Below are 19,823 nucleotides of genomic sequence, written 5' to 3' on the forward strand. Positions count from 1 at the left end.
ATAGAAAGGGAGAATCAAATGAGCGAAGCGCTCTACGACCTGGTGATTCGCGGCGGAACCGTTTATGACGGCACGGGCGAACCGGGCACCATTGCAGATATCGCTGTATCGAATGGAAAGATCGTCGAAGTTGGTACTGTAGCTGGAACGGCCACCGAGGAGATCGACGCCTCCGGCCGCATCGTTACGCCCGGATTCGTCGATATTCATACCCATTACGACGGGCAGGCGGTCTGGTCGGATCGCATCACACCTACCTCGTGGCACGGAGTCACTACCGCGGTGATGGGCAACTGCGGTGTCGGCTTCGCTCCATGCAAGCCTCAGGACCGTGAGGGTCTCGTCGCGCTGATGGAGGGCGTCGAAGACATCCCGGCGGCAGTCATGGACGAGGGCTTGACCTGGGAGTGGGAGTCGTTCCCTGAGTATCTGGATGTGGTCGACTCGATCCCGCGTGACATCGACCTCTGCGCTTTGATTCCGCACGCCCCGATCCGGGTGTTCGTCATGGGTGAGCGTGCGCTGCGACTCGAGCCGGCCACCGCCGCCGACGTCGAGCAGATGCGCACGATCGTCGCCGAGGCGATCGCGGCGGGCGCTTTCGGGGTCTCGACGTCGCGCAGCACGGCACACAAGAACCGGGCTGGCGACTTCACCCCAACCCTCCTCGCGCGCGAACGGGAGATCTCGGCGCTGATCATGGGCATGAAAGATTCCGGTCGAGGCGTGTTCGAGCTGGTCGCCGAGACTGGTGACCCTGATGTCATCGGTGAGTACGAGATGGTCCGCCGAGCGCTGGAGAAGTCCGGGATGGCCGGAGTGTTCAGCCTCATCCAAAGTGGTGAGCAACCAGAGAAGTGGCGCGAGCTGATGGCGTTCGCCGACAGCGCGATCGACGACGGCATCAATCTGCGGCCCGTCGTGGCACCGCGAGCCATCGGCCTACTGCTGGGCCTGGAAGGCAGCCAGAACCCATTCTCTGGTACCGCGACGTACCAAAAGATCGCGGGCTTGCCCCTAACGGATCGAGTAGCAGCAATGAGGGATCCCGCAGTCAGAGCAAAAATCTTGTCGGAAGACCCCACTGAGTTCAGTACTTTCCCCCTAATGAGCCGGATCGAGTACACAAACATGTTCCGGTTCGGAAACCCGCCCGACTACACGCCTGCGGCCAGTTCTTCAGTCGCGGCGATCGCCGAGCGAGAAGGCCGTAGCCCTGCGGAGATCGCCTACGCTATCATGCTCGAATCGGATGGAATGGGGTTCATTTACGTCCCATTCGCGAACTACGCCTCAGGCGATCTGTCAGAGTGCGAGGAGATGCTTGCTAACCCGAACACGATCATGGGGTTGGGAGACGGCGGCGCCCATGTAGGCTTTATCCTTGATGCGGGCTTCCCAACATGGCTCCTCACCTACTGGGTCAAGGAGAGGCAGCGATTCAGCCTGGAAGAGGCGATTCGTCGGCTCACTTCCGACACGGCAGATTCGTTTGGACTGTCCGACCGCGGAAGAATCGCAGAGGGACTCCGAGCTGATCTGAACATCATCGACTTCGAACGCCTTGAGTTCGGCGCACCGTTCGTGGCTTATGACCTGCCGAACGGCGGCAGACGGCTGCTACAGCAGGCTACTGGCTACGAGGCTACGATCGTCGCCGGCCAGGTGGTCTATCGTAATGGCGAAGACACAGGTGCTCGGCCGGGACGGTTGGTTCGGTCAGGATCTCTTGCCCCTGTCGGTTGAACTTGAGGCTTGACCTCGCGGACGGAACCGTACCCGATACCATCGGCGCAGTCCATGGACCGTCGCGACAAGTTCGTCGGTAAGACACAACCGATCCGCGTGTCAGGCGACCCGAGCGTGCCGTGGCAAATCGACTCACCTGGGTGACGGGTGATGTTAGCTTCGTTTCGAAGTGCATAGCGATGGTCGATTCAGGCAACACGCTACTCGATCATCCCGGTTGCACCCGCGACGACGGCAGGCAGCGCTTGCCAGCTTGGTCGGAGTCCTAGTGTCGCGCGTCGTAACTATCTGAACGGTTTCCGTGCTGCGACAATGAGGCATGGCGAATCGTCCTGCTGCTGCGTTGACGTTGCGTGATGGGTGTCCGTGAGGTGCTTGAGTCCTGGACGCGGTCGGGGTCGGTGCAGGCCTCGGCGGCGAAGCGGGCGCGGATGATGCTGCTCGCTGCTGACGGGGTGGCGAACCGGCGGATCGCTGAGTTGGTGGACGCATCGCCGACGACGGTGATCGCGTGGCGTGAGCGCTACCTCGAGCGTGGGCTCGACGGCTTGACCGGTCGTGCCCGCTCCGGCCGGCCGAGGCGGCTCGACCGGGACGCGATCATCGTCGCGACGTTGACGCCGCCGCCGAAAGGCCTTGGCGTGACGCATTGGTCGACCAGGCTGCTGGCGAGGCGGTTGAAGATCTCCGACGCATCAGTCGCCCGAGCGTGGCGGGAGTACGGGATCAAACCGTTCAAGGCCGAGTCCTTTCGGTTTTCCACCGACCCGGAGTTGGTCGGCAAGGTCACCGGCATCTGCGGGCTGTACTTGAACCCGCCTGACTTCGGACATGTCGCCGAGGGTTCGCCGTTGGTAAGCCTGTGACCTGCTGGTTTGCGGATGCGTGAGGGTGTTTCAGCACACTAACCGGGTAGGTTCGGGGGTGTGTTCGTGTGGAAGGAACGGACCGCGTCGGAGGCCGTCGCGGTGCAGGTGGCAGAGAAACGCGCAGGTCGCGATCACGTGATCGAGCATCTGGGCTCGGCCCGGACGGATGCGGAGTTGGGGATCTTGGTGGCGAAGGCGCAGGCGATCGTCGATGCCGGGCAGGAGTCTCTGTTCGAGGTGCCGACGCTGGTGGCGCGGATGGCGGATGTCGCGGACTGGACCCGCGGGCGGTTGCCGCTGCCGGCGCCCGCACCGATCCCGGCGCCGCCGCGGACCGCGGGGGCGGGTCGCACGCTCGGGACCTGCTCGCAGGTGCTGTACCGGGTGGTCGGGCGGGTGTACGACCAGTTGGGGTTCGACGTCCTCGGCGACCGGGTGTTCCGGGATCTGGTGATCGCGAGGGTGGTGGAGCCGACATCGAAAGCGGACTCGATCCGCGTCCTGGCCGACCTCGGCGCGCAGACCTTCTCCTACCGCACCGTTCAGCGGCACCTGCAGGCGGCGCAGCAGCACGACTATCGAGATACGTTGTCCACCAAATGCTTCGCCTACTCCGCGGTGCACGGCGGCCTGTCGCTGATCCTCTACGACGCAACGACGCTGTACTTCGAGGCGGAGAACGAGGACACGCTACGGAAGGTCGGATATTCGAAGGAGCGGCGCGTCGACCCGCAGATCGTCGTCGGCCTGCTGGTGGACCGGAACGGATTCCCTTTGGAGGTAGGATGTTTCGAAGGTGATACCGTGGAGACGACTACCCTGGTGCCGATCATCGAGGCGTTCCGGGCCCGTCACCGGGTCGAGGACACACAGTTGGTGGTCGCCGCTGATGCGGGGATGCTGTCGCAGAAGAACCTGACCGCGCTGCACACCGCCGGCCTGGGGTTCATCGTAGGCTCCCGCTCGACCAAAGCGCCGAAAGACCTTGAATCGCATTTCCATTGGAACGGCGAATCTTTCAGCGACGGTCAGATCGTGGACACGGTCACCCCACGCGACGCCCGGTACCAGGTCAGCGACACCCGGCAACGCCGGGAGCCGGTGTGGGACAGTGAAGTCGACCGGCAGGTGTACGACCGGTCGTGGCGGGCGGTGTGGCAGTACTCCGCGAAACGCGCCCGCCGCGACACCCGGACCCTGGACGCGCAGGAGGCGAAGGCTCGCGCCGTCGTCGACGCCGGGAAGAAGGTCAAGACAACACGATTCGTGAAGATCGACGACGAAGAGATCACCCTCGACCAGAAGACCCTCGCCCGCGCCCGCCGGCTGATCGGGCTGAAAGGTTATGTCACCAACGTCCCCGCCGCGACGATGCCCGCCGCGGAGGTGATCGCCAAGTACCACGACCTGTGGCACGTCGAGCAGTCCTTCCGCATGTCCAAGACCGACCTCGCCGCCCGCCCGATCTTCCACCGCACCCGCGACAACATCGAAGCGCACCTGACCGTCGTGTTCGCCGCCCTCGCAGTCTCCCGCGCCATCCAGGACGCCACCGACCTCGCGATCGGCAACGTCGTCAAACAGTTGCGCCCGCTACGCACCGCGCTGATCGCGGTCAACGGCGTGACGCAGGAGTTCCCACCACAGATACCTCGTGAGCAATCCGAAATACTTCAGAAGCTGGGGATCCCGGCACACTAAACCGAATGTCCTAAGTCAGGTTCAAGGCCGAGTCCTTTCGGTTTTCCACCGACCCGGAGTTGGTCGGCAAGGTCACCGACATGTGCGGGCTGTACTTGAACCCGCCGGAGAACGCGATCGTGCTGTGCGTGGATGAGAAGTCGCAGATCCAAGCCCTGGATCGGACGGTGCCGATCCTGCCGATGCAACCAGGCAGGGTCGAGCGCCGGTCCCACGACTACTACCGGCACGGCACCACCACCTTGTTCGCCGCCCGGGACATCGCGACCGGGAAGGTCACCGCCGCCCTCAAACCCAAGCATCGGCACCAGGAGTTCCTGGCGTTCCTGCGCCAGATCGAGCGCGTCTACCGCGACGTGCTCGACTCCGACGGGAACCCGGTCGTGCTGCACCTGGTGATGGACAACTACGCCGCTCACAAGCACGCCGACGTCAAGGCCTGGCTCGCCAAGCATCCCCGGATCGGCGTGCACTTCACCCCGACCCACGCTTCCTGGATGAACCTCGTCGAGGCCTGGTTCGGGATCGTCGAACGACAGGCCATCCGCCGCGGCGTGTTCACCTCCGTCAAGGACCTCAATGCCAAGATCCGGGCCTTCATCGACGGCTGGAACCCGAGAGCGCAGCCGTTCGTCTGGACCAAGACCGCCGAGCAGATCCTCGAGAAGGCGAACCGTCCAACAACTTCAAACCCGCGCCACTAGGTGGTCGCGATGCCGAAGTCGATGACACCGCGGATGTTCAACCCGGAATGAAGATCGGCGTACGCATCGTTGATCTCGTCCAGTGCGTAGCGTCGGGTCACGAGCTCATCGAGCTTGAGCTTCCCGGCACGGTACAGGTCGATGAGAGCTGGGATCTGATCACGCGGTCCAGTGTTGCCGAACATACACCCCTGGATGCGCTTTTGGTACATGCTCAGCTCAAACAGGTTTACCGGAATATTGACGGCATCGTTCCGGCCGATACCAGTGACAACGACCGTCCCAGCCTTACGGATGGTTCGGAAAGCATCGGCGATGTGATCACCAGTTGTGACACCGACAGCGACTATCGCAGCCGCAGCTCCCTGGCCGTGGGTGATACTGTGAATGAGCTCGAGTGCCTCTTCGACGGTCGGGAAGGCATCGGTCGCGCCCAGGTGAAGGGCAGATTCACGTTTGAATTCGACCGGATCGATGACGACGACTCGGGAGGCTCCGGCGTGGGCGGCGCCTTGAACAGCGTTGATTCCGATGCCACCGGATCCGATGACAGCAACCACGTCGCCGGTGCGGATGTTCGCCGCATTGGTAGCGGAGCCCCAGCCGGTGGGAACGCCGCATGCCAGCAGGCAGAGGATATTGAGCGGGAGATCCTTTGGCACTTTAACGCACGACAGCTGGTCGAAGACTTGCCATTCAGAGAAAGTGCCGAGCATCCCGGTCGTCGCGATATCGGTCCCGTTCGTGTGCATCCGGCAGGCTCCGTCGAGTTGACGGCCCTGCCCGACGAGGGCGCCGTTGTCGCAGAGATGCTGGAGTCCCGCGGCACACGGCGTGCACCTCCCACAGGAAGGAATAAATGAGGTAACGATGTGGTCGCCTTCGGCTAGTCCTACGACGCCGGGACCGAGGGCGCGCACGATGCCGGCGCCTTCGTGGCCACCACAAAACGGGAGTGTCGGGAGGGGAGCGTCGTTCATCGCGTAGTGGTCGTCGGAATGGCAGAGGCCACTGGCGACCATCTCTACGAGTACCTCACCCTGACCAGGATTATCGAGGTCTACTTCGCTTACCCGCCACTTTCCCGGCTGCTCGCATAGCAATGCGGCCCTGGTTCTCATCGATATTCTCCTTGCGTTTGTGTTCGTTCTTATTGGAGGCGCAGTTTCGCAGACTCGGCCCAGAACAATGGATCGGTATCCAGGACGACGGTCTTGGACTCGAGAAACGCCAACAGTCCTTCGCGCCCGCCTTCCCTACCGATGCCGGACTGCTTGAATCCGCCGAAGGCGATGCCGAAATCAACGCGGAAGCCGTTGTGGCCGACTGTACCGGACTGCAGGCGGCGGGCAATAGCGTAGGCGCGATCGGCGTCGTGGGTGAATACCGACGCGTTCAGGCCGTAGATCGTGTCGTTCGCGATCTCGACGGCCTCATCGTCGTTTCTCGCCCGAATCACGCTCACTACTGGACCGAAGATTTCTTCCTGCGCGATCACCGACGAGCTGTCAACGTTGGCGAAAACCGTCGGCTCGACGAAGTATCCGCGCTCCATCCGGGACGGGCGAGACCCACCGACTGCCAGCCGCGAACCCTCAGCGATTCCCTTCGCGATATAGCCTTCCACGCGACTGCGCTGGGTGTCGCTGACCAGCGGCCCCATGGCGACGGCTGAATCCCTCGGGTCCCCCACCTCCAGGCTGCCGAGTTTGGCCGCCAGGGCCTCAACGAAGTCGTCATACATACGTTGATGCACCACGACCCGGGTTAGGCTCGCGCATACCTGGCCGCTCATATGGCACGCCTGTCCAGCGATACTTTCCGCGGCGAGGGTGGCGTTGTAGTCATCGAGGACCACGGCGGCGGATTTGCCTCCGAGTTCCAGTGTGCATCGTGCAATCCGTTCGCCGCACAGGGAGGCTATACGTCGCCCCGCTGTCGATGATCCGGTGAACGTCACCTTATCCACGCGCGGGTCTCGCACCAGGAGTTCGGACGCTTCGCGTTCCGTCGTGACGACGTTCAGCACGCCTGGCGGCAGCCCGATCTCTTCGGCGATCTGCGCGAAGAGATACGCCTCTCCCGGTGCCTCGGGTGATGGCTTAAGAACCACCGTGCACCCGGCGAGGAGGGCCGGCGCGACCTTGTGGGTAATCATGGAGAGCGGTGCATTCCACGGAATAATTGCTGCGACTACGCCAACCGGCTCTCGGACGAGAAGCCCAGTCCCCGAGCCCGTCGATGTCGGCCGACGTTCAACGAACTCGAACTCCTCCGCTAGCGTGGCATAGGCGTCAAAGTTCGATGGAGTTCGTGACACGGAAGCGTTCGCGAGCGACCTGAGGATACCCATCTGGCTCGTCCAGATTGTGCTGAACTGCTCCGTGCGAGACCGGATCGAAGTGGCGAAACGCTTGAGGTAGTCAGCTCGCGCGGCGTGCGATAGTCGAGGCCATACGCCGTGGTCGAACGCGTGCCGAGCGGCCGCGACAGCAGTCGAGATATCTTCGGCTTTTCCCTCCGCGACCCGGAAAATCACACTTTCGGTCGTCGAGTCGATCACGTCGAATTGCTCGCTAGTCGATGGACGGATCCACTCGCCGCCGATGAACAGCTTGTCCGGATGGCGAATGGCGGCGCCAGGTCCTGCGCTCTGCGTCATCGTGGCCCCCTTAGGTCGAGTGTCTGACGGCTGGATTGTTGTGTCATGCCGTCTCACTCATGAAGAGCGCGATCTGCTGCTCGAACTGCCTCGCTACTTCCAGTTGGCACCAGTGGCCGCATTTGGGAAAGACGACCAGTCGTGCGTTCGGCATCTGGTGCAGCATGTGCAGGCTGCTGTCCAGCGTGAGGACAAGGTCCTCACGTCCCCACAGCAACAGCGTCGGATGCTTGATCTCGTGAACCTTTTTCCAGTGCGCGGGCCCGAGGTCTCCCCACTGCCCGAACATCCGCTTGTGATACGCCATCGCGGCCGGGTCCAGCGATGCTTCGTATCGTTCGTGCAGAGTCTCGTCGGGAACGCCTGCGGCATCGTACGCCAAGGCCTCGAACAGCGCCCGGGTCCGGTCAAGGCTCGGCCCGGGATCGGCGTAGTAGTTGAACAGGATCTTCGCTTCGGCAGACAGCTGGGACGTTATTGGGAGTGCGCCACCTGCGGGTGCCATCAAGACCAGCCGGTCAACCCGCTCCGGATGGGTAATCGCCAGCTCCAAGGATGCTGCTCCACCCATAGAATTGCCGACGGGTGTCGCCGTTTCGATCTCTAGTTCGTCGAGAAGTGCGACCAAGAGCTCAGCGGTGAACTCGTGCTGTGGTCGGTCGTGTACGGGCTTGTCGCTCAAGCCGAAACCGGGTTGGTCCACCAGAAGAAGGCGGAAGTTCTCGGCCAACGCCGGAACGTTCTGTTTGAAGTTGCTCCAGGCGCTGGCGCCCGGTCCACCGCCGTGCAGCATGAGAAGTACGGGGCCGGTTCCGATATCGTGGAAGTGAATGCGAACGCCGTTAAGAACTAGGTAGCGCGAGGTGGCCTCAGTGGACAACGCTGGTGTGGTCAAGGGAATGCTCCTTTTAGGTAATAGTCGGTGTTTACGGGAGACGATATGGTGGTACGCGAACTGCGCATGCGCGGCGAAGATTAGGTCGACTTCCTTATCCCGACACGGTGAGGCGAGATACGGCCGCAGTGATCACTTTTCGATGGCTTCATGTTTTCTGTGATCGGTCTTCTTCTGCCCTACATAGACCCCATTGAGCGGAGCATGTTCTTCTGGTGACAGCACGTCTCCGGTGACGAATTCGTTCCAACGCCGCCACCACGTTCGCATCTGCAGTTCGTCCGAACCAGCTACGACGGACTTGTGCATCCCCCGCGAGATGTCAGACCAGGCCAATTCGCGCGCCGCTGCGTAGCTTTGCTGACAGGTCTCGAGGGCCTCGACATCGTCGGGCGACGCCATCCCTCCTGGGCCCCAGAATGTTAGAAAGTTGTCGAGACGCTGCTGTCGGAGTTCTGGATCTTCCTCCGGTGGCGCCAGTTCCCACGCAGTGACCTCCATGTAGTCAGCGCTCACGGGGTCGATCTTGCGGATGACCACTCCCATGACCAGGTCGATGATCACTAGATTGGGGAATATCACAAGATTCCGTGACCCAGCCATACGGTCGACCCAGGCGTCGCCATAGAGCTCCCGGAGCGCCTCGAATCGCTTTGCCCGTTCGGCCGCCCCGGCGCCTGAGAGAGGGCGGCCGAAAAGGCCCTCGGTGGTCGGCTCCCCAGCGATCACAGCGTGTCCATTACCCAGGTCGATTCCTCGTGAGTCGCCGATGGCGCTTGTATCCAGTGCGCCGCGGGCCGCCATGACCATCTCGAAGTAGCGTTGATGGACCGACGACGCATGGTATCCGTCGATGCTGTTCTCGACAAGAAGCTTCCAGTTCGCCTTCACGGAGTACTCGTGGCTGCCTGACAGTACCTGCATACCGATGGTCGACTGATCGCAAACCAGGTCGAGGTACTCCGTCGCTCCGGCGAGGTAGGTCTTCAGATCGACGATGTCTGGGTCGAAGCTCACAAAGACGAAGCCGTTGTAGGAATCGATCTGAGGCGCCGCGGTAAGTTCGGGACGATTGAACTTTTCGCTGTAGGCGTCATCTCCCGGAATGGAAACCGGGTCGCCAGAGGTGCTGAAGCTCCAGCCGTGGTAGAAGCAGGTCAGAAACCGGGCATTCCCTGAGGGTTCCCGGCAGAGCATAGCGCCGCGGTGCGGGCACGAGTTGATCCAGGCGTTGATTCTTCCCTTTGAATCTCGGGCGAAGATCATCGGTCGACCGCCCACTCTTCGCGTCTTGTAGTCGTTCGGCTTAGGCAACTCAGTCTCGTGTCCGATGTACAACCAGGTGTGGTTGAAGATCTTGTCTTGTTCCAGAGCAAAGACGTCAGGACTGGTCATTGCGCGGCGGTTCACCAGGAAACGCGGCATCTCACGATCGTCGACAATGTAATTAGACATGGGACCTCAAATCAAGACTAACGGGATTTGAAAAGCGGATAATCGTCGGTCATGTTCCTGCGAGCATCCGCTTTCGCTGTTCATCAAGGAGAGATAGGGGAGTTTGGCGATGCAGAATTCGTAGGTTCATCCACTCGATCACGCGTTGCCAGCAGTCGAAACTGGCACCCGACTCTTGCGGGCCCGTGCCGCCCCCTCGGTAGAAGCGGTCCGTGACGCCGGCGTAGGCCACAAGAGAGGCGAACTCGTCGGAGTGCTGGTCCAACTCAAGCTGAGATCTCCGGTAGGCAGCCCAGTTCGAGTCTTGTGCCGAACAACTGAAGATTCCGAGCCACGGAGTGCGTACCGACCGGGCGATCGGGATTTCGGCATCGCCATCGTCGATAACGAACCCCTCGCCGCCGTTGCCGTATCGGGAGCATCCGCGCGTAATGGTCACCGCCGCGCCGAACCGCAGCTCTTGCGCTGCCAGCATCGCCAAGGCGCCGGCCTTCCCGTAGCCGATGACTCCGACCTGGTCGCCGCTCCATTCTCGTGCTTCGAGAGTGGCGCGCGCGGCAATGATCTGCTGGATTGCGCGCGAGTATCCGTTCCGCTGGTGGAATCGGTCGAGATGTGCCGCGACAGATTCGTAGCCGTGCTCGGCTATGGTGTTCATTAATTCTACGGTGAAGTCGTCGATACCCTCATCGTCGACGAGAACCAACACCGCGCCGCGCGGAACGCCGGGTAAGGCGATTGAGGCCCCCGGAATGCTCTCCATCCCGACTCCGATCGATATACGCTGCGGAACGATGAGAAATTCGGCACCTGTTGGCTTGTCTGTCTGGGTAGATATCATTCGGTTCACCTGAACTTGTCGCGAGAGATTTACCGAGATTCGGCCGGATTCCACGGCCAATACTTTGCGGTGACTCCGCCGTCAACGGAGATGTTGCTTCCGGTGATCATTCGGGAATCGTCGGAAGCGAGAAGTACTACCGCCGGAACATAATCGGCAGGCGTGGGGAGCCTGCGAAGTGGTGCGTGTTCGAGGTACTTCATTTGATATCGGGAACTGGCGCCGAGCGTTGCTTCCATGCGGCGAATCGCTTCGGAGTCGGTGGGTTGAGTTGCGGTCGGGGTGAATCCATTGACCCGAATTCCATAGTGAGCGAGCTCCATCGCTGCTGAGCGTGTGAAATTGATCAGGCCGCTCTTGCCGGTCGAGTATCCGATGTTTCCCGGCTCACCCTGCCATGCCGCGGTTGACAAGACATTGATCACACTGCCCTGAATTCCGCCTCCGATCATGGCCTGAGCCGCGCCGCGTGTGAACAGATAGGCGCCGCTGAGAATTACGTCGATCTGTCGGCGATAGTCCTCAAGCGTACCGTCCAGCAGGCCCTTCTTATTGAACCAGACTGCATTGTTCACGAGGATGTCGATCCGACCCCACCGCTCGAGCGTTCGTCGGACAACGGCTTCCGCATGGTCAGGGTCCGTGACATCACCATGGAAGGAAAGCGCTTCTCCGCCAGCTGCATCGACGCGTTTGGCGGCTTCAGTCGCGGTGGAATTGGAGATGTCCGTACAGGCCACTCTCGCCCCCTCTGCTGCCAAACCTAGCGCCAAGGTACCGCCGATGTTCGGACTCGCGCCAGTGACAATTGCGACTTTCCCCTCTAGTTTTCTCATAGTAGAATACTGACCTTGCCGTGCGGTCGCAATGAGTCGAGGTCCAGGATGGACTTCCGTTCTTTGAAAAGAAATCTGCCCTCTGCGGACTGAATAAGAGAATGTTGGTAGTGACCGACGTATGTATCGAGTAGCCCGCGATGGCTTCGGAAGATCACAAAATTTGCGCACACTTGAATCGAATGATCGCGCGGCGTTGCACGAATATTCGAAACGATTCGTCGCGTGCGCGAGTGTGGATACTCCGCGTGCGCTGCCCGGGTCATCAGTGAGCGTACCCGCTGTTCGAGGAGAAACTTGTCGTCATGGACCAGGAAGAGGTCTTGAGCGGGGTCACCGTCGGGTAGGTCGGTGGTGGGAACCTCGTAACGGCCGTCCTCAGTGAACAATTCCAGCCATTCGTGGAGGCGCCACTGATCCAGCAACTCTGCCTCGTCAAAAAGAAACTGTTCAACATCATGTACTAGCTGTACTTCCGCCGGTCGCTGAAGTTCGGTCAGCCCTGACGAGTTGATCACTGTGGGTCCTCCTATGGTGTGGCTCTCGTCAGTGTGTGCGGCGCAGACGGCGATGGCTAGTCCGTGTTCCAGACGCCGGAATCGGGTCGATACGTGATGCCGTCTCCGCTGTTTCAGCATGTCGACGAGCTAACCGCGGGGGAGGCGTCGGTACTGGTCTCGGAGGACTCGCCGGTATAGTTTGCCCGTCGAAGTGCGGGGGAGTTCCTCCACGAAATCGATACTGCGCGGACATTTAAATTTCGCGATTCGCTCGCGACAGTAGCCGATGAGTTCCTCCTCCATCTCCGGTCCGGCACGCTCGGGGGAGTTGAGCGATACGACTGCTTTGACTTCCTCGCCGAAGTCCGCGTTTGGTACTCCGATCACGGCGACGTCGTATACCTCTGGGTGTAGGCTCAGGAGGTTTTCTGCCTCCTGGGGATAGATATTTACGCCACCACTGAGAATTAGGTCGGCGCGCCGATCGCTCAGATAGAGATAGCCGTCGTCGTCCAAGTATCCTATGTCGCCGATTGTGGTCCAGCCGCGACTGTTCCTCGATTGTTCTGTCTTTTCGGGATCGTTCAGATACCTAAATGAAAACCCGCCGTCGGACCAGATGGTGCCGGGCACACCGACTGGCAACTCGTTCCCGTCGTCGTCGCAAATGTGCGGAGTTCCCAAAACGGATCTGCCAACTGATCCAGGTCGTTCCAGTGCTTCCGCGGAGGAGATGATTGTGAACAGGTTGTTCTCGGTCGATGAGTAGTATTCATCGATGATAGGCCCTAGCCAGTCGATCATCTCTTTTTTTAGTTCGGCTGGACAGGGCGCGGCTGCGTGGATGAGCGCCCGGAGGGAACGGAGGTCCGCGGACTGCCGCTCCCGTGCTGGCAAGCGCAGCAAGCGCTTCATCATCGTGGGCACCATCTGTGTATGGGTAGCGCGATAGCGAGTCAGCAGTTCAAGCGCCTGTCGGGGGTCGAAGTTCTCCATCACGACCACCGTTCCGCCGAGGCGATGGACGGTCATCGAGAACCGCAGGGGAGCGGCGTGGTAGAGCGGTGCCGGCGAAAGATACACGGAGTCTTCGTCAAAGCCCCATCTATCCTCGAGTAGGTTCGCCACACCCGGGGGAGTGCCGATCGGCGCGAAGGTGAGATCGGCTTCGACGCCTTTCGGTCTGCCTGTAGTGCCGGAGGAGTAGAGGAGGTCGACACCTTCGCACTCGTCATCGAGAGGTGTGGCGGCGAAGTCCTCGACGGCGGGCCATAGTTCCGGGACCCCATGAGGGTTTGGATCGACTGAGAACACTGGTATTGGAGTGCCGCACTCACTGACGGCGCGCACTGCGGTGTTGGAATTCTGGGCACTGGTGAACAGCGCCGCCGCCTGCGAGTTACCCAGGATGTATGCGACCTCTGAAGAAGTGAGGTGGGTCGAGATCGCGACATACCGGAGACCCGATCGCTGGCAAGCCCAGGCGCACTCGAAGAAGCCGACGGTGTTCTCCATGAGGATCGCGACCGCGGCGCCGCGTGCAACCCCCCGAGATCTCAACAAGTGTGCGATCCGGCGGGATCCGTCGACAAGTTCTCGGTATGTGACAACTGCGCCAGCGCGCGCTAGAATATATGCCGCGCGGTCGGGGGTGTCTGTTGCAATGCTGTCGGGGAACTTAGTTTTCAACGGCGAGCTCCTGTGTGGGGTCGGTGGTAGATCGGGATGAACGGTGCCCGACAGTTTCTCGGTCAAGCCGTGGTTCCGAGGAACGATAATGCGTTCTGGGCGCGCACCGAAGCCGCAAGCGATGGGTCGAGCAGCTTCTTCTCTGCAGCTTTGTGAATGAGCGAGATTGACTCTTCGGGTTGCCCGGGAAGGAACGGGTAGTCGCTGCCGACCATGATCCGGTCGTGGCCGAATCGTGCAATCAGAAGTGGAATGTGAAGCGGGTCGAAGACCAAATTGTCCACCCATAGCCGTTTGACTATAGAGTCAAAGGCGGGATATTCCGATGTAGCGTACGTCGTAGCGGCTTTGCGGACTCGCGGGTAGACCCACGGGAAGCTGCCGCAACCGTGAGCCATCCCGATGCGGAGACGGGGGAACTCTTGTAGCACGCCGCCGAAAACTAGTGCGGTCGCTGCGAGCGCGGTGTCGGTCAGCATGCCGACGCCAAATCCGTAAGGGTGCTCCGATCGGCGGGTCACCTTAGCTCCGCCATCCATCGGGTGGACGAAGAGAGAGACGCCAGCCTCCTCCGCAGCTGCGAAAACCGGACGGAGGACTGGATCGTCAAGCTCGCGTCCGTCGATGTGAGCGCCGATCTCGAACCCGGCAATCCCGGACTGAGCCGCCCGGGCAAGCTCGTCAGCGGCTCGCTCTGGGTCTTGGAGAGGAAGGCCACCAAAGCCGATGAGGCGCCCGCGGGCCTCCCGGACGGCCGCGGCGATCGTATCGTTCTGTGCGGCCGCAAAGCGTTGAGCGAGGGCGGAATCTGCCCAATAGGCCAGGGTGATCGGAACCGGAGATATGACCTGTGTATCGATTCCGCATGCATCCATATCGGCAATCCGACGTTCGGTGTCCCACAAAGCAGATCGGACATTGCGAAACAATCGATCTCCGAGAACGATACGCCCCGATTCGTCGTCGTCAACGATCAAACGAGGCCAACGAGCATCCTGACAGATGCGCGCGAAGTCGGGTAGCTCGGGAGACATGTAATGAGCGTGTACGTCGATGACCCCGAGCCCGTTCGAGGAACAGGTGGAGGGTTCCGATGAACCATCGGGTATATCTTCATTCATGTGCCTAAATCTCCCACGAGCTAGTTGAAGCGCGCCATCAGGTTCGTGAGACTATGACAGGGTGACGGCGATGGGGAGGGGCGATTCCGATGGTTGGAAACGCCGCTGGTGGGCGCGTTGTCGGCGGGCTACGCTGAGGTGAATAATTCGGTGTACCAGGGCGGATCGGTTTCCGCATCCGCGCAAGTTTCAGGATGTATTGTGCCGTCCGGGCGCCGAGTTGTGAAGCGATGTGTTGTTCCGAAGCGCTTCGGTATCAGACTGTTCTATGGAAGGCGAGTGAATCGATGCACGGGTCCAGCAGGAACGGAAGTTCCGGAATATTCGATATTGCAGGCCGTGTGGCAATTGTGACCGGGGCTTCGAGCGGGCTAGGACTGCGCTTCGCCCAGGTGCTTGGAGCGGCAGGCGCTAAGGTCGTCGTCGCCGCCCGCCGTGGAGACCTCCTGGAGGAGGTTGCGGAGAGTCTGCCGGACGCATTCGCAGTCGTGTGCGATGTGACGACGGAAGCGGACCGCCAGCGGTTGGTGGATCTCGCCGTGCAGCGGTTCGGACGCGTGGATGCCCTGATCAATAATGCTGGTATCTCGGATCTCGCTCCCGCAGAGTCGGAGTCGATCGACGAGTTCGAGAACGTTCTCGCAGTGAATCTCGCGGCGTCGTTCGGATTGTGCAGGATCGCCGGCGCCCAGATGTTAAAGCAAGGTGCCGGCACGATCGTCAATGTGGCTTCAGTTCTCGGTATCGTCGGGTGTGGAAAGTTCCCTCAGGCGGGTTACGCGGCAAGCAAAGGCGGATTGATCAACCTCAGCAGGGAACTCGCTGCACAGTGGGCACATCGTGGGGTTCGGGTCAACACCTTGTGCCCGGGGTGGTTTGCCTCCGAGATGACCGAGCCGCTCTTCAACAGCGAGGCCGGCGGAAAGTGGCTACGACGATCAATTCCGATGCGGAGGCCCGGTCTCTCAGGCGAGTTGGATGGCGCGTTGCTCTTTCTCGCCTCGGACGCTAGTGCGTACTGTACCGGCACGACGTTGACTGTCGACGGAGGCTACACCGCCATCTGAAACGGCAACGACACCGAACTATAGTACCGGGTCTCCTGGAAACCACGCCTGGTGGCCGCCTGACAAATCGGCCTCCGTTTCGCGCGCCAAATTCGCGACGGTAGATCTCAGGGCATTCGCGAGGTTAGTCGGCGGTCCCTCCGAGGTCGGAAATACGACGGACACAGCGCCGACAGGCTTGCCACGAACGAGAACTGCGGCGGCCATGGCTGAAATCCCCAGAGCGAACTCGTCCTGTGCGATAGCGATGTTCTCTGCTCGGGCCCGACGTAACTGGGATTCCAGAACGTGAGGGTCGATAATTGTTCGTGCGGTCATCCGACGGAGGTAGCCGCCCTGATCTTCCTTGGCCTGGCTCCGATCGTGAGCGAGGATGATCTTCCCCAGGGCGGTTGAGTGAGCCGGTACGCGGACACCGATCGGCTGATCGTGCTGCATCGCCGTCGGCGCCGAGAATCTGTCGATGAGGACGACGCTTGGAAAGCGGAGCACACCGAGTACAACGTTGTGGCCAGACCATCGATGGAGGGCGGCGAGATACGGAAGGGCTACTTCACGCAGGCTCGACGCTGGGCTGGTGGCGGCGAGATGGAGCAAGCTGATCCCAACGCGATAACGCGAAGAGTCGTGACGTTCGATCACGTCCAATTCGATCAAGCGTGCGAGCAACCGGTGCACGGTAGATTTGGGGAGACCTGATGCCAACGCTATCTCGCTGAGCGACAACACGCGGTTCTCGTGATTGAACGCTCTCAACAGTACGAATGCCTTCGTCAGAATTGACGGTGACTCCTGGGCTGCGCCTTGCAGCTTCATCTCAGTAGTCATAGTGCCGCTCCGCCCAACCTCATCTTCTGCCCGGGCTTCACGCGTGATGCCCTAGCTCGTCTCAAGTGTAGCATCACTTTTGTTAGATTTGTCACTGTTGGACCTGTCTATGTCGGGGCTGGATCCCCGGCCGCTTGTCAAACGACTTGTCGCAAGACACCCGGCGAGACCCTGCAGCGCGTCAGGTCAAGGAGGGTGATCACAAGAGCAAACTCAGGCTAGGCGTGCGATGCCTCAGCAGCGAGGCCAGTCGTGGGCATGACGACTCTTGCCGCTTGTACGTCGCCCGCGGACCGGATCACAGCCATGACGGCCCAGGAGGACGGGGACCGTCGCACGGCCGAGCGGGGGAGGGCTCCGTGTACGGGTCGAACTGCCCCACCGGCTCGTGGGGCCGCGGTGGACTCACGTCGTACTCCTCGGCGCCGGCGTGACGTCACGGGATGTACACGACGGCATCGTCACCCCCGGTGCAGACGACCAGCTCCGACGTCGAGCTGGTGTAGCGGCAGAACATGTCGAAGGTGCGGTCGTTCCGCGCGGGGCTGACGATGCCGGTGTAGACCTTCGGCAGTTCACTTTTCGACAGGGCCAACCAGACGTTCCTGGCGAACCCGCACGTGGTGACACTGTTGACGTAGTAGTTGACGATCGGGCACGGGGTGACGCTCGACGGTGGAGCCTCGAAGGTGCGGGCCGCGGTGGTGGTCGTGGTCGCGGTGGTGCGGGTCGTCGTCGGGTACGCGTAGGTGGTGGTCGGATAGCCGTATGTGGTCGTCGTCGCGGCAGAGGATCTCGTGCCATCGCCGGAGTCCGAGCTCGTCGCGATCAGGGCCCAGACGATCGCCACGACGGTCACGGCGATCGATCCGAGGACCACCATGGTCGATGCGGACGGCCCCGTCTGCTTCGGTGCGGGCGGCGTTGTGCTGAACGCGGGCTGCTGGGGAGCGGGCGGCGGCGGGGCGGTGCGCGGGGCCGATGGCCGCGTCGCCGCGGCGACCACGACGGTCGGTGGTGCGGGTGCCGGACGCAGATCCGCGGCCTGCGCCGCGGCGAGCGCCGGAGGTGTCCAGTCCGACGGGGCCGGGCGCACCGTGGGCTCGGACATCAGCGACCGTCGCACGAGATCGGTGATGGGTGGTGGGGTCTGGGCGGGCAGGGCGGCGGCGTCGGAGACGTCGTGGTCGCCGGCCAGCAGGCGCAGCGCGAGGAGGCCCAGCTTGTACCGGTCGCTGAAGACCGTGGCCAGCTCTTCGCCCGCCGGGACCGCCCATCCCGGGCTCTCCATCTGCGGCGAGACGGACGCCCCGTGGACGCGCATGGCGTCGGTGTCGATGAAGTAGATCGCGGACTCCGGGTGCAGGCTGAACATCATGTTCTTCGGCGACATGTCGCCGACCACGATCCCCAGGGAATGCAGGAAGGTGAGCGCCGACGCGAGCGCGGCGAGCAGGCGGTAACGGTCACCGTCGGACAGCGGAATGCCGCGCTGGGCGAGGTATTCGTCACCGTTGAGGAGGTGCTGCACCTCGGCGGGCCGGCGTTGCGTACCGCGCACCGTCGTCATATCGACGCGGAACCGATCGGGAATCTCCGGCATCACGAAGCCGACGGTGCGGTCACCGTCGGCCACCATCGCGCAGGGCCAGGCGCAGATGGTGACCAGCTTGAGCGCGGTGGCCCCCGTCTGCGCGAGCAGGAAACGAGGCATCTCCTTCAGCTGCGCGATATCGAGTTCGCTGAGGACGTGCGGCTTGTACTCCTTGAACACGGCGTTGGGAGCGAAACCGAGGTGGACCCCGGGCGCCCGGTACGCGGTTCCCTGGCCACCGGACGAGATCTTGGACAACTGGCCGAGCCGCGCACGCTGCAGAACCGGAGGCTCGTCGGTCCCTTCGGATACGTTGCCGTCCATGGTTCCCCTCCGTCGCTCATCGTGCTGCGGCACTCGTCCTGGCCCGCTTGGCCTGCGCTTAACCGGTGGTTGAACCGCAGGAACCGAATGTCGCACTTACGCCCCCGTGTACTGCACAATACGTTATGCACCAGTCGTGAGTCGATCGCTTCGGCGAGGACTCAACCGACGTCGGACACGAGGAGGAACTGGAATGGAACCGAGGGGCGCGCTGCTGCCGATGTACTTCGTCGCGGACGAAAGCGGTTCGATGGGACCGTACATTCATGAGCTGAACGAAGGCCTGGTGTCGTTGCAGGCCGCGATGCAGGTCGAGTCCTTCGCCGCGGCCAAGATCCGGTTCTCGGTGATCGGCTTCGCCGACGACGCGGTCACCTATCTCGAGCCGGCCGATCTGCGGACTCTTCCGCACATGCCCGTTTTCCAGGCGCGCGGCCTCACCTCGTACCAGTCCGCGTTCGATCAGATCGGCTACCGCATCTCGGTGGACGTTCCGAATCTGAAAGCCCAGGGATACCAGGTACATCGTCCGGCTGTCTTCTTCCTGACCGACGGGGTTCCGAATCAGTACGAGGACTGGCGTGCCGCCCGCGACTACATGCTCGCGCAGCCGGCGGCGCCGAACGTGCTGGCGTTCGGGATCGGTGAGGCCGACGCCGCGACCATCGTCGAGGTGGCGACGCAGCCGCAGTTCGCGTTCGTGAGTTCGCGCGGAGTCGATACCGGCGTGGCGATCAGCGAGTTCATGACCCAGCTGACGCAATCGGTGATCGCCTCCGGCAACGCCCTTGCGGGAGGCGCCGGTTCGCTGCAACTCGAACGTCCCGAGGGCTTCACCCTGGCCGTGGACTACGTATAGCCATGGCGGAGGGCAAAGGGGGGCTTCGTCGTTGGCTCGGTCAGCGCCGCGACGAGGAGACGACCGACCGGTTCCATCCGGTGTACGACGGGTCGTGGGGTGCAGGGCGGTATTGGGCGCCGCCCGATC

The 19,823-nt window shown here is 61.9% G+C and carries 16 protein-coding genes and 1 pseudogene; 6 read left to right on the forward strand and 11 right to left on the reverse strand.

Annotated features, from left to right (window positions below):
* The first annotated feature begins 18 nt into the window (after positions 1 to 18).
* The 4 genes and pseudogenes from AC21LY_RS13290 to AC21LY_RS13305 form a co-directional block, all read left to right on the forward strand.
* Positions 19 to 1,746, forward strand: a complete 1,728-nt coding sequence (locus AC21LY_RS13290; RefSeq protein WP_489046962.1) for an N-acyl-D-amino-acid deacylase family protein — start codon at positions 19 to 21, stop codon at positions 1,744 to 1,746.
* Positions 1,747 to 2,105: 359 nt separating this feature from the next.
* Positions 2,106 to 2,615, forward strand: coding sequence for a helix-turn-helix domain-containing protein (locus AC21LY_RS13295; RefSeq protein ID WP_489046963.1), 510 nt, complete (start codon positions 2,106 to 2,108; stop codon positions 2,613 to 2,615).
* A gap of 60 nt (positions 2,616 to 2,675) precedes the next feature.
* Positions 2,676 to 4,319 carry an IS1634 family transposase gene (locus AC21LY_RS13300; protein ID WP_489046964.1) on the forward strand — a complete coding sequence of 548 codons (1,644 nt, stop codon included), beginning with the start codon at positions 2,676 to 2,678 and terminating at the stop codon, positions 4,317 to 4,319.
* Between the two features lie 20 nt (positions 4,320 to 4,339).
* Positions 4,340 to 5,023: pseudogene (locus AC21LY_RS13305) on the forward strand (IS630 family transposase); the annotation flags it as partial.
* Here the strand turns inward: AC21LY_RS13305 and AC21LY_RS13310 are convergent.
* From AC21LY_RS13310 to AC21LY_RS13350, 9 genes are all read right to left on the reverse strand, one after another.
* Complete coding sequence (locus AC21LY_RS13310; RefSeq protein WP_489046965.1) at positions 5,020 to 6,144, reverse strand: NDMA-dependent alcohol dehydrogenase; 1,125 nt, start codon at positions 6,142 to 6,144, stop codon at positions 5,020 to 5,022. The pseudogene AC21LY_RS13305 and the gene AC21LY_RS13310 overlap by 4 nt on opposite strands.
* Positions 6,145 to 6,173: 29 nt before the next feature.
* A complete protein-coding gene (locus AC21LY_RS13315) occupies positions 6,174 to 7,685 on the reverse strand; it encodes an aldehyde dehydrogenase (RefSeq protein ID WP_489046966.1) in 1,512 nt (503 codons plus the stop codon).
* 43 nt (positions 7,686 to 7,728) lie between these two features.
* Positions 7,729 to 8,580 (reverse strand): alpha/beta fold hydrolase, encoded by an 852-nt coding sequence (locus tag AC21LY_RS13320; RefSeq protein WP_489046967.1) that lies wholly within the window; start codon positions 8,578 to 8,580, stop codon positions 7,729 to 7,731.
* A 132-nt stretch (positions 8,581 to 8,712) separates the two neighbouring features.
* A complete protein-coding gene (locus AC21LY_RS13325) occupies positions 8,713 to 10,035 on the reverse strand; it encodes an aromatic ring-hydroxylating oxygenase subunit alpha (RefSeq protein WP_489046968.1) in 1,323 nt (440 codons plus the stop codon).
* 49 nt (positions 10,036 to 10,084) lie between these two features.
* Complete coding sequence (locus tag AC21LY_RS13330) at positions 10,085 to 10,798, reverse strand: dienelactone hydrolase family protein (RefSeq protein WP_489046969.1); 714 nt, start codon at positions 10,796 to 10,798, stop codon at positions 10,085 to 10,087.
* Between the two features lie 107 nt (positions 10,799 to 10,905).
* Positions 10,906 to 11,712: an SDR family NAD(P)-dependent oxidoreductase gene (locus AC21LY_RS13335; RefSeq protein ID WP_489046970.1), complete on the reverse strand. Its 807-nt coding sequence runs from the start codon at positions 11,710 to 11,712 to the stop codon at positions 10,906 to 10,908.
* Positions 11,709 to 12,230 (reverse strand): aromatic-ring-hydroxylating dioxygenase subunit beta, encoded by a 522-nt coding sequence (locus AC21LY_RS13340; RefSeq protein ID WP_489046971.1) that lies wholly within the window; start codon positions 12,228 to 12,230, stop codon positions 11,709 to 11,711. The genes AC21LY_RS13335 and AC21LY_RS13340 overlap by 4 nt, the downstream gene beginning before the upstream one ends.
* A 129-nt stretch (positions 12,231 to 12,359) precedes the next feature.
* Positions 12,360 to 13,967, reverse strand: a complete 1,608-nt coding sequence (locus tag AC21LY_RS13345; protein WP_489046972.1) for an AMP-binding protein — start codon at positions 13,965 to 13,967, stop codon at positions 12,360 to 12,362.
* Positions 13,964 to 15,022: an amidohydrolase family protein gene (locus AC21LY_RS13350; protein WP_489046973.1), complete on the reverse strand. Its 1,059-nt coding sequence runs from the start codon at positions 15,020 to 15,022 to the stop codon at positions 13,964 to 13,966. Before AC21LY_RS13350 ends, AC21LY_RS13345 begins: the two co-directional genes overlap by 4 nt.
* A gap of 341 nt (positions 15,023 to 15,363) precedes the next feature.
* On the opposite strand from AC21LY_RS13350, the gene AC21LY_RS13355 reads away from it, so the two are divergent.
* On the forward strand, positions 15,364 to 16,089 hold the full coding sequence (locus AC21LY_RS13355) for an SDR family NAD(P)-dependent oxidoreductase (RefSeq protein WP_489046974.1): 726 nt from the start codon (positions 15,364 to 15,366) through the stop codon (positions 16,087 to 16,089).
* Between the two features lie 18 nt (positions 16,090 to 16,107).
* Here the strand turns inward: AC21LY_RS13355 and AC21LY_RS13360 are convergent, their stop codons facing one another.
* The gene (locus AC21LY_RS13360; RefSeq protein WP_489046975.1) at positions 16,108 to 16,917 is read right to left on the reverse strand and encodes an IclR family transcriptional regulator; all 810 of its coding nucleotides are present in this window, start codon (positions 16,915 to 16,917) and stop codon (positions 16,108 to 16,110) included.
* Positions 16,918 to 17,353: 436 nt separating this feature from the next.
* A complete protein-coding gene (locus tag AC21LY_RS13365; protein ID WP_489046976.1) occupies positions 17,354 to 18,835 on the reverse strand; it encodes a hypothetical protein in 1,482 nt (493 codons plus the stop codon).
* 193 nt (positions 18,836 to 19,028) lie between these two features.
* Here AC21LY_RS13365 and AC21LY_RS13370 point away from each other — a divergent pair, with 193 nt between their 5' ends.
* Entirely contained in the window at positions 19,029 to 19,694 is a 666-nt protein-coding gene (locus AC21LY_RS13370) for a vWA domain-containing protein (protein WP_489046977.1), read from the forward strand.
* The last annotated feature ends 129 nt before the right edge of the window (positions 19,695 to 19,823 follow it).

This window comes from Tsukamurella sp. II2bb (assembly GCF_057815145.1).

What these genes read in the sequence shown, in the direction of transcription:
- AC21LY_RS13290 (WP_489046962.1), top strand. Translation starts at nt 19, where the DNA reads ATGAGCGAAGCGCTCTACGACCTGGTGATTCGCGGCGGAACCGTTTAT.
- AC21LY_RS13325 (WP_489046968.1), bottom strand. Translation starts at nt 10,035, where the DNA reads ATGTCTAATTACATTGTCGACGATCGTGAGATGCCGCGTTTCCTGGTG.
- AC21LY_RS13370 (WP_489046977.1), top strand. Translation starts at nt 19,029, where the DNA reads ATGGAACCGAGGGGCGCGCTGCTGCCGATGTACTTCGTCGCGGACGAA.
- AC21LY_RS13315 (WP_489046966.1), bottom strand. Translation starts at nt 7,685, where the DNA reads ATGACGCAGAGCGCAGGACCTGGCGCCGCCATTCGCCATCCGGACAAG.
- AC21LY_RS13330 (WP_489046969.1), bottom strand. Translation starts at nt 10,798, where the DNA reads ATGGAGAGCATTCCGGGGGCCTCAATCGCCTTACCCGGCGTTCCGCGC.
- AC21LY_RS13295 (WP_489046963.1), top strand. Translation starts at nt 2,106, where the DNA reads ATGGGTGTCCGTGAGGTGCTTGAGTCCTGGACGCGGTCGGGGTCGGTG.
- AC21LY_RS13360 (WP_489046975.1), bottom strand. Translation starts at nt 16,917, where the DNA reads ATGACTACTGAGATGAAGCTGCAAGGCGCAGCCCAGGAGTCACCGTCA.
- AC21LY_RS13365 (WP_489046976.1), bottom strand. Translation starts at nt 18,835, where the DNA reads ATGGACGGCAACGTATCCGAAGGGACCGACGAGCCTCCGGTTCTGCAG.
- AC21LY_RS13335 (WP_489046970.1), bottom strand. Translation starts at nt 11,712, where the DNA reads ATGAGAAAACTAGAGGGGAAAGTCGCAATTGTCACTGGCGCGAGTCCG.
- AC21LY_RS13310 (WP_489046965.1), bottom strand. Translation starts at nt 6,144, where the DNA reads ATGAGAACCAGGGCCGCATTGCTATGCGAGCAGCCGGGAAAGTGGCGG.
- AC21LY_RS13350 (WP_489046973.1), bottom strand. Translation starts at nt 15,022, where the DNA reads ATGAATGAAGATATACCCGATGGTTCATCGGAACCCTCCACCTGTTCC.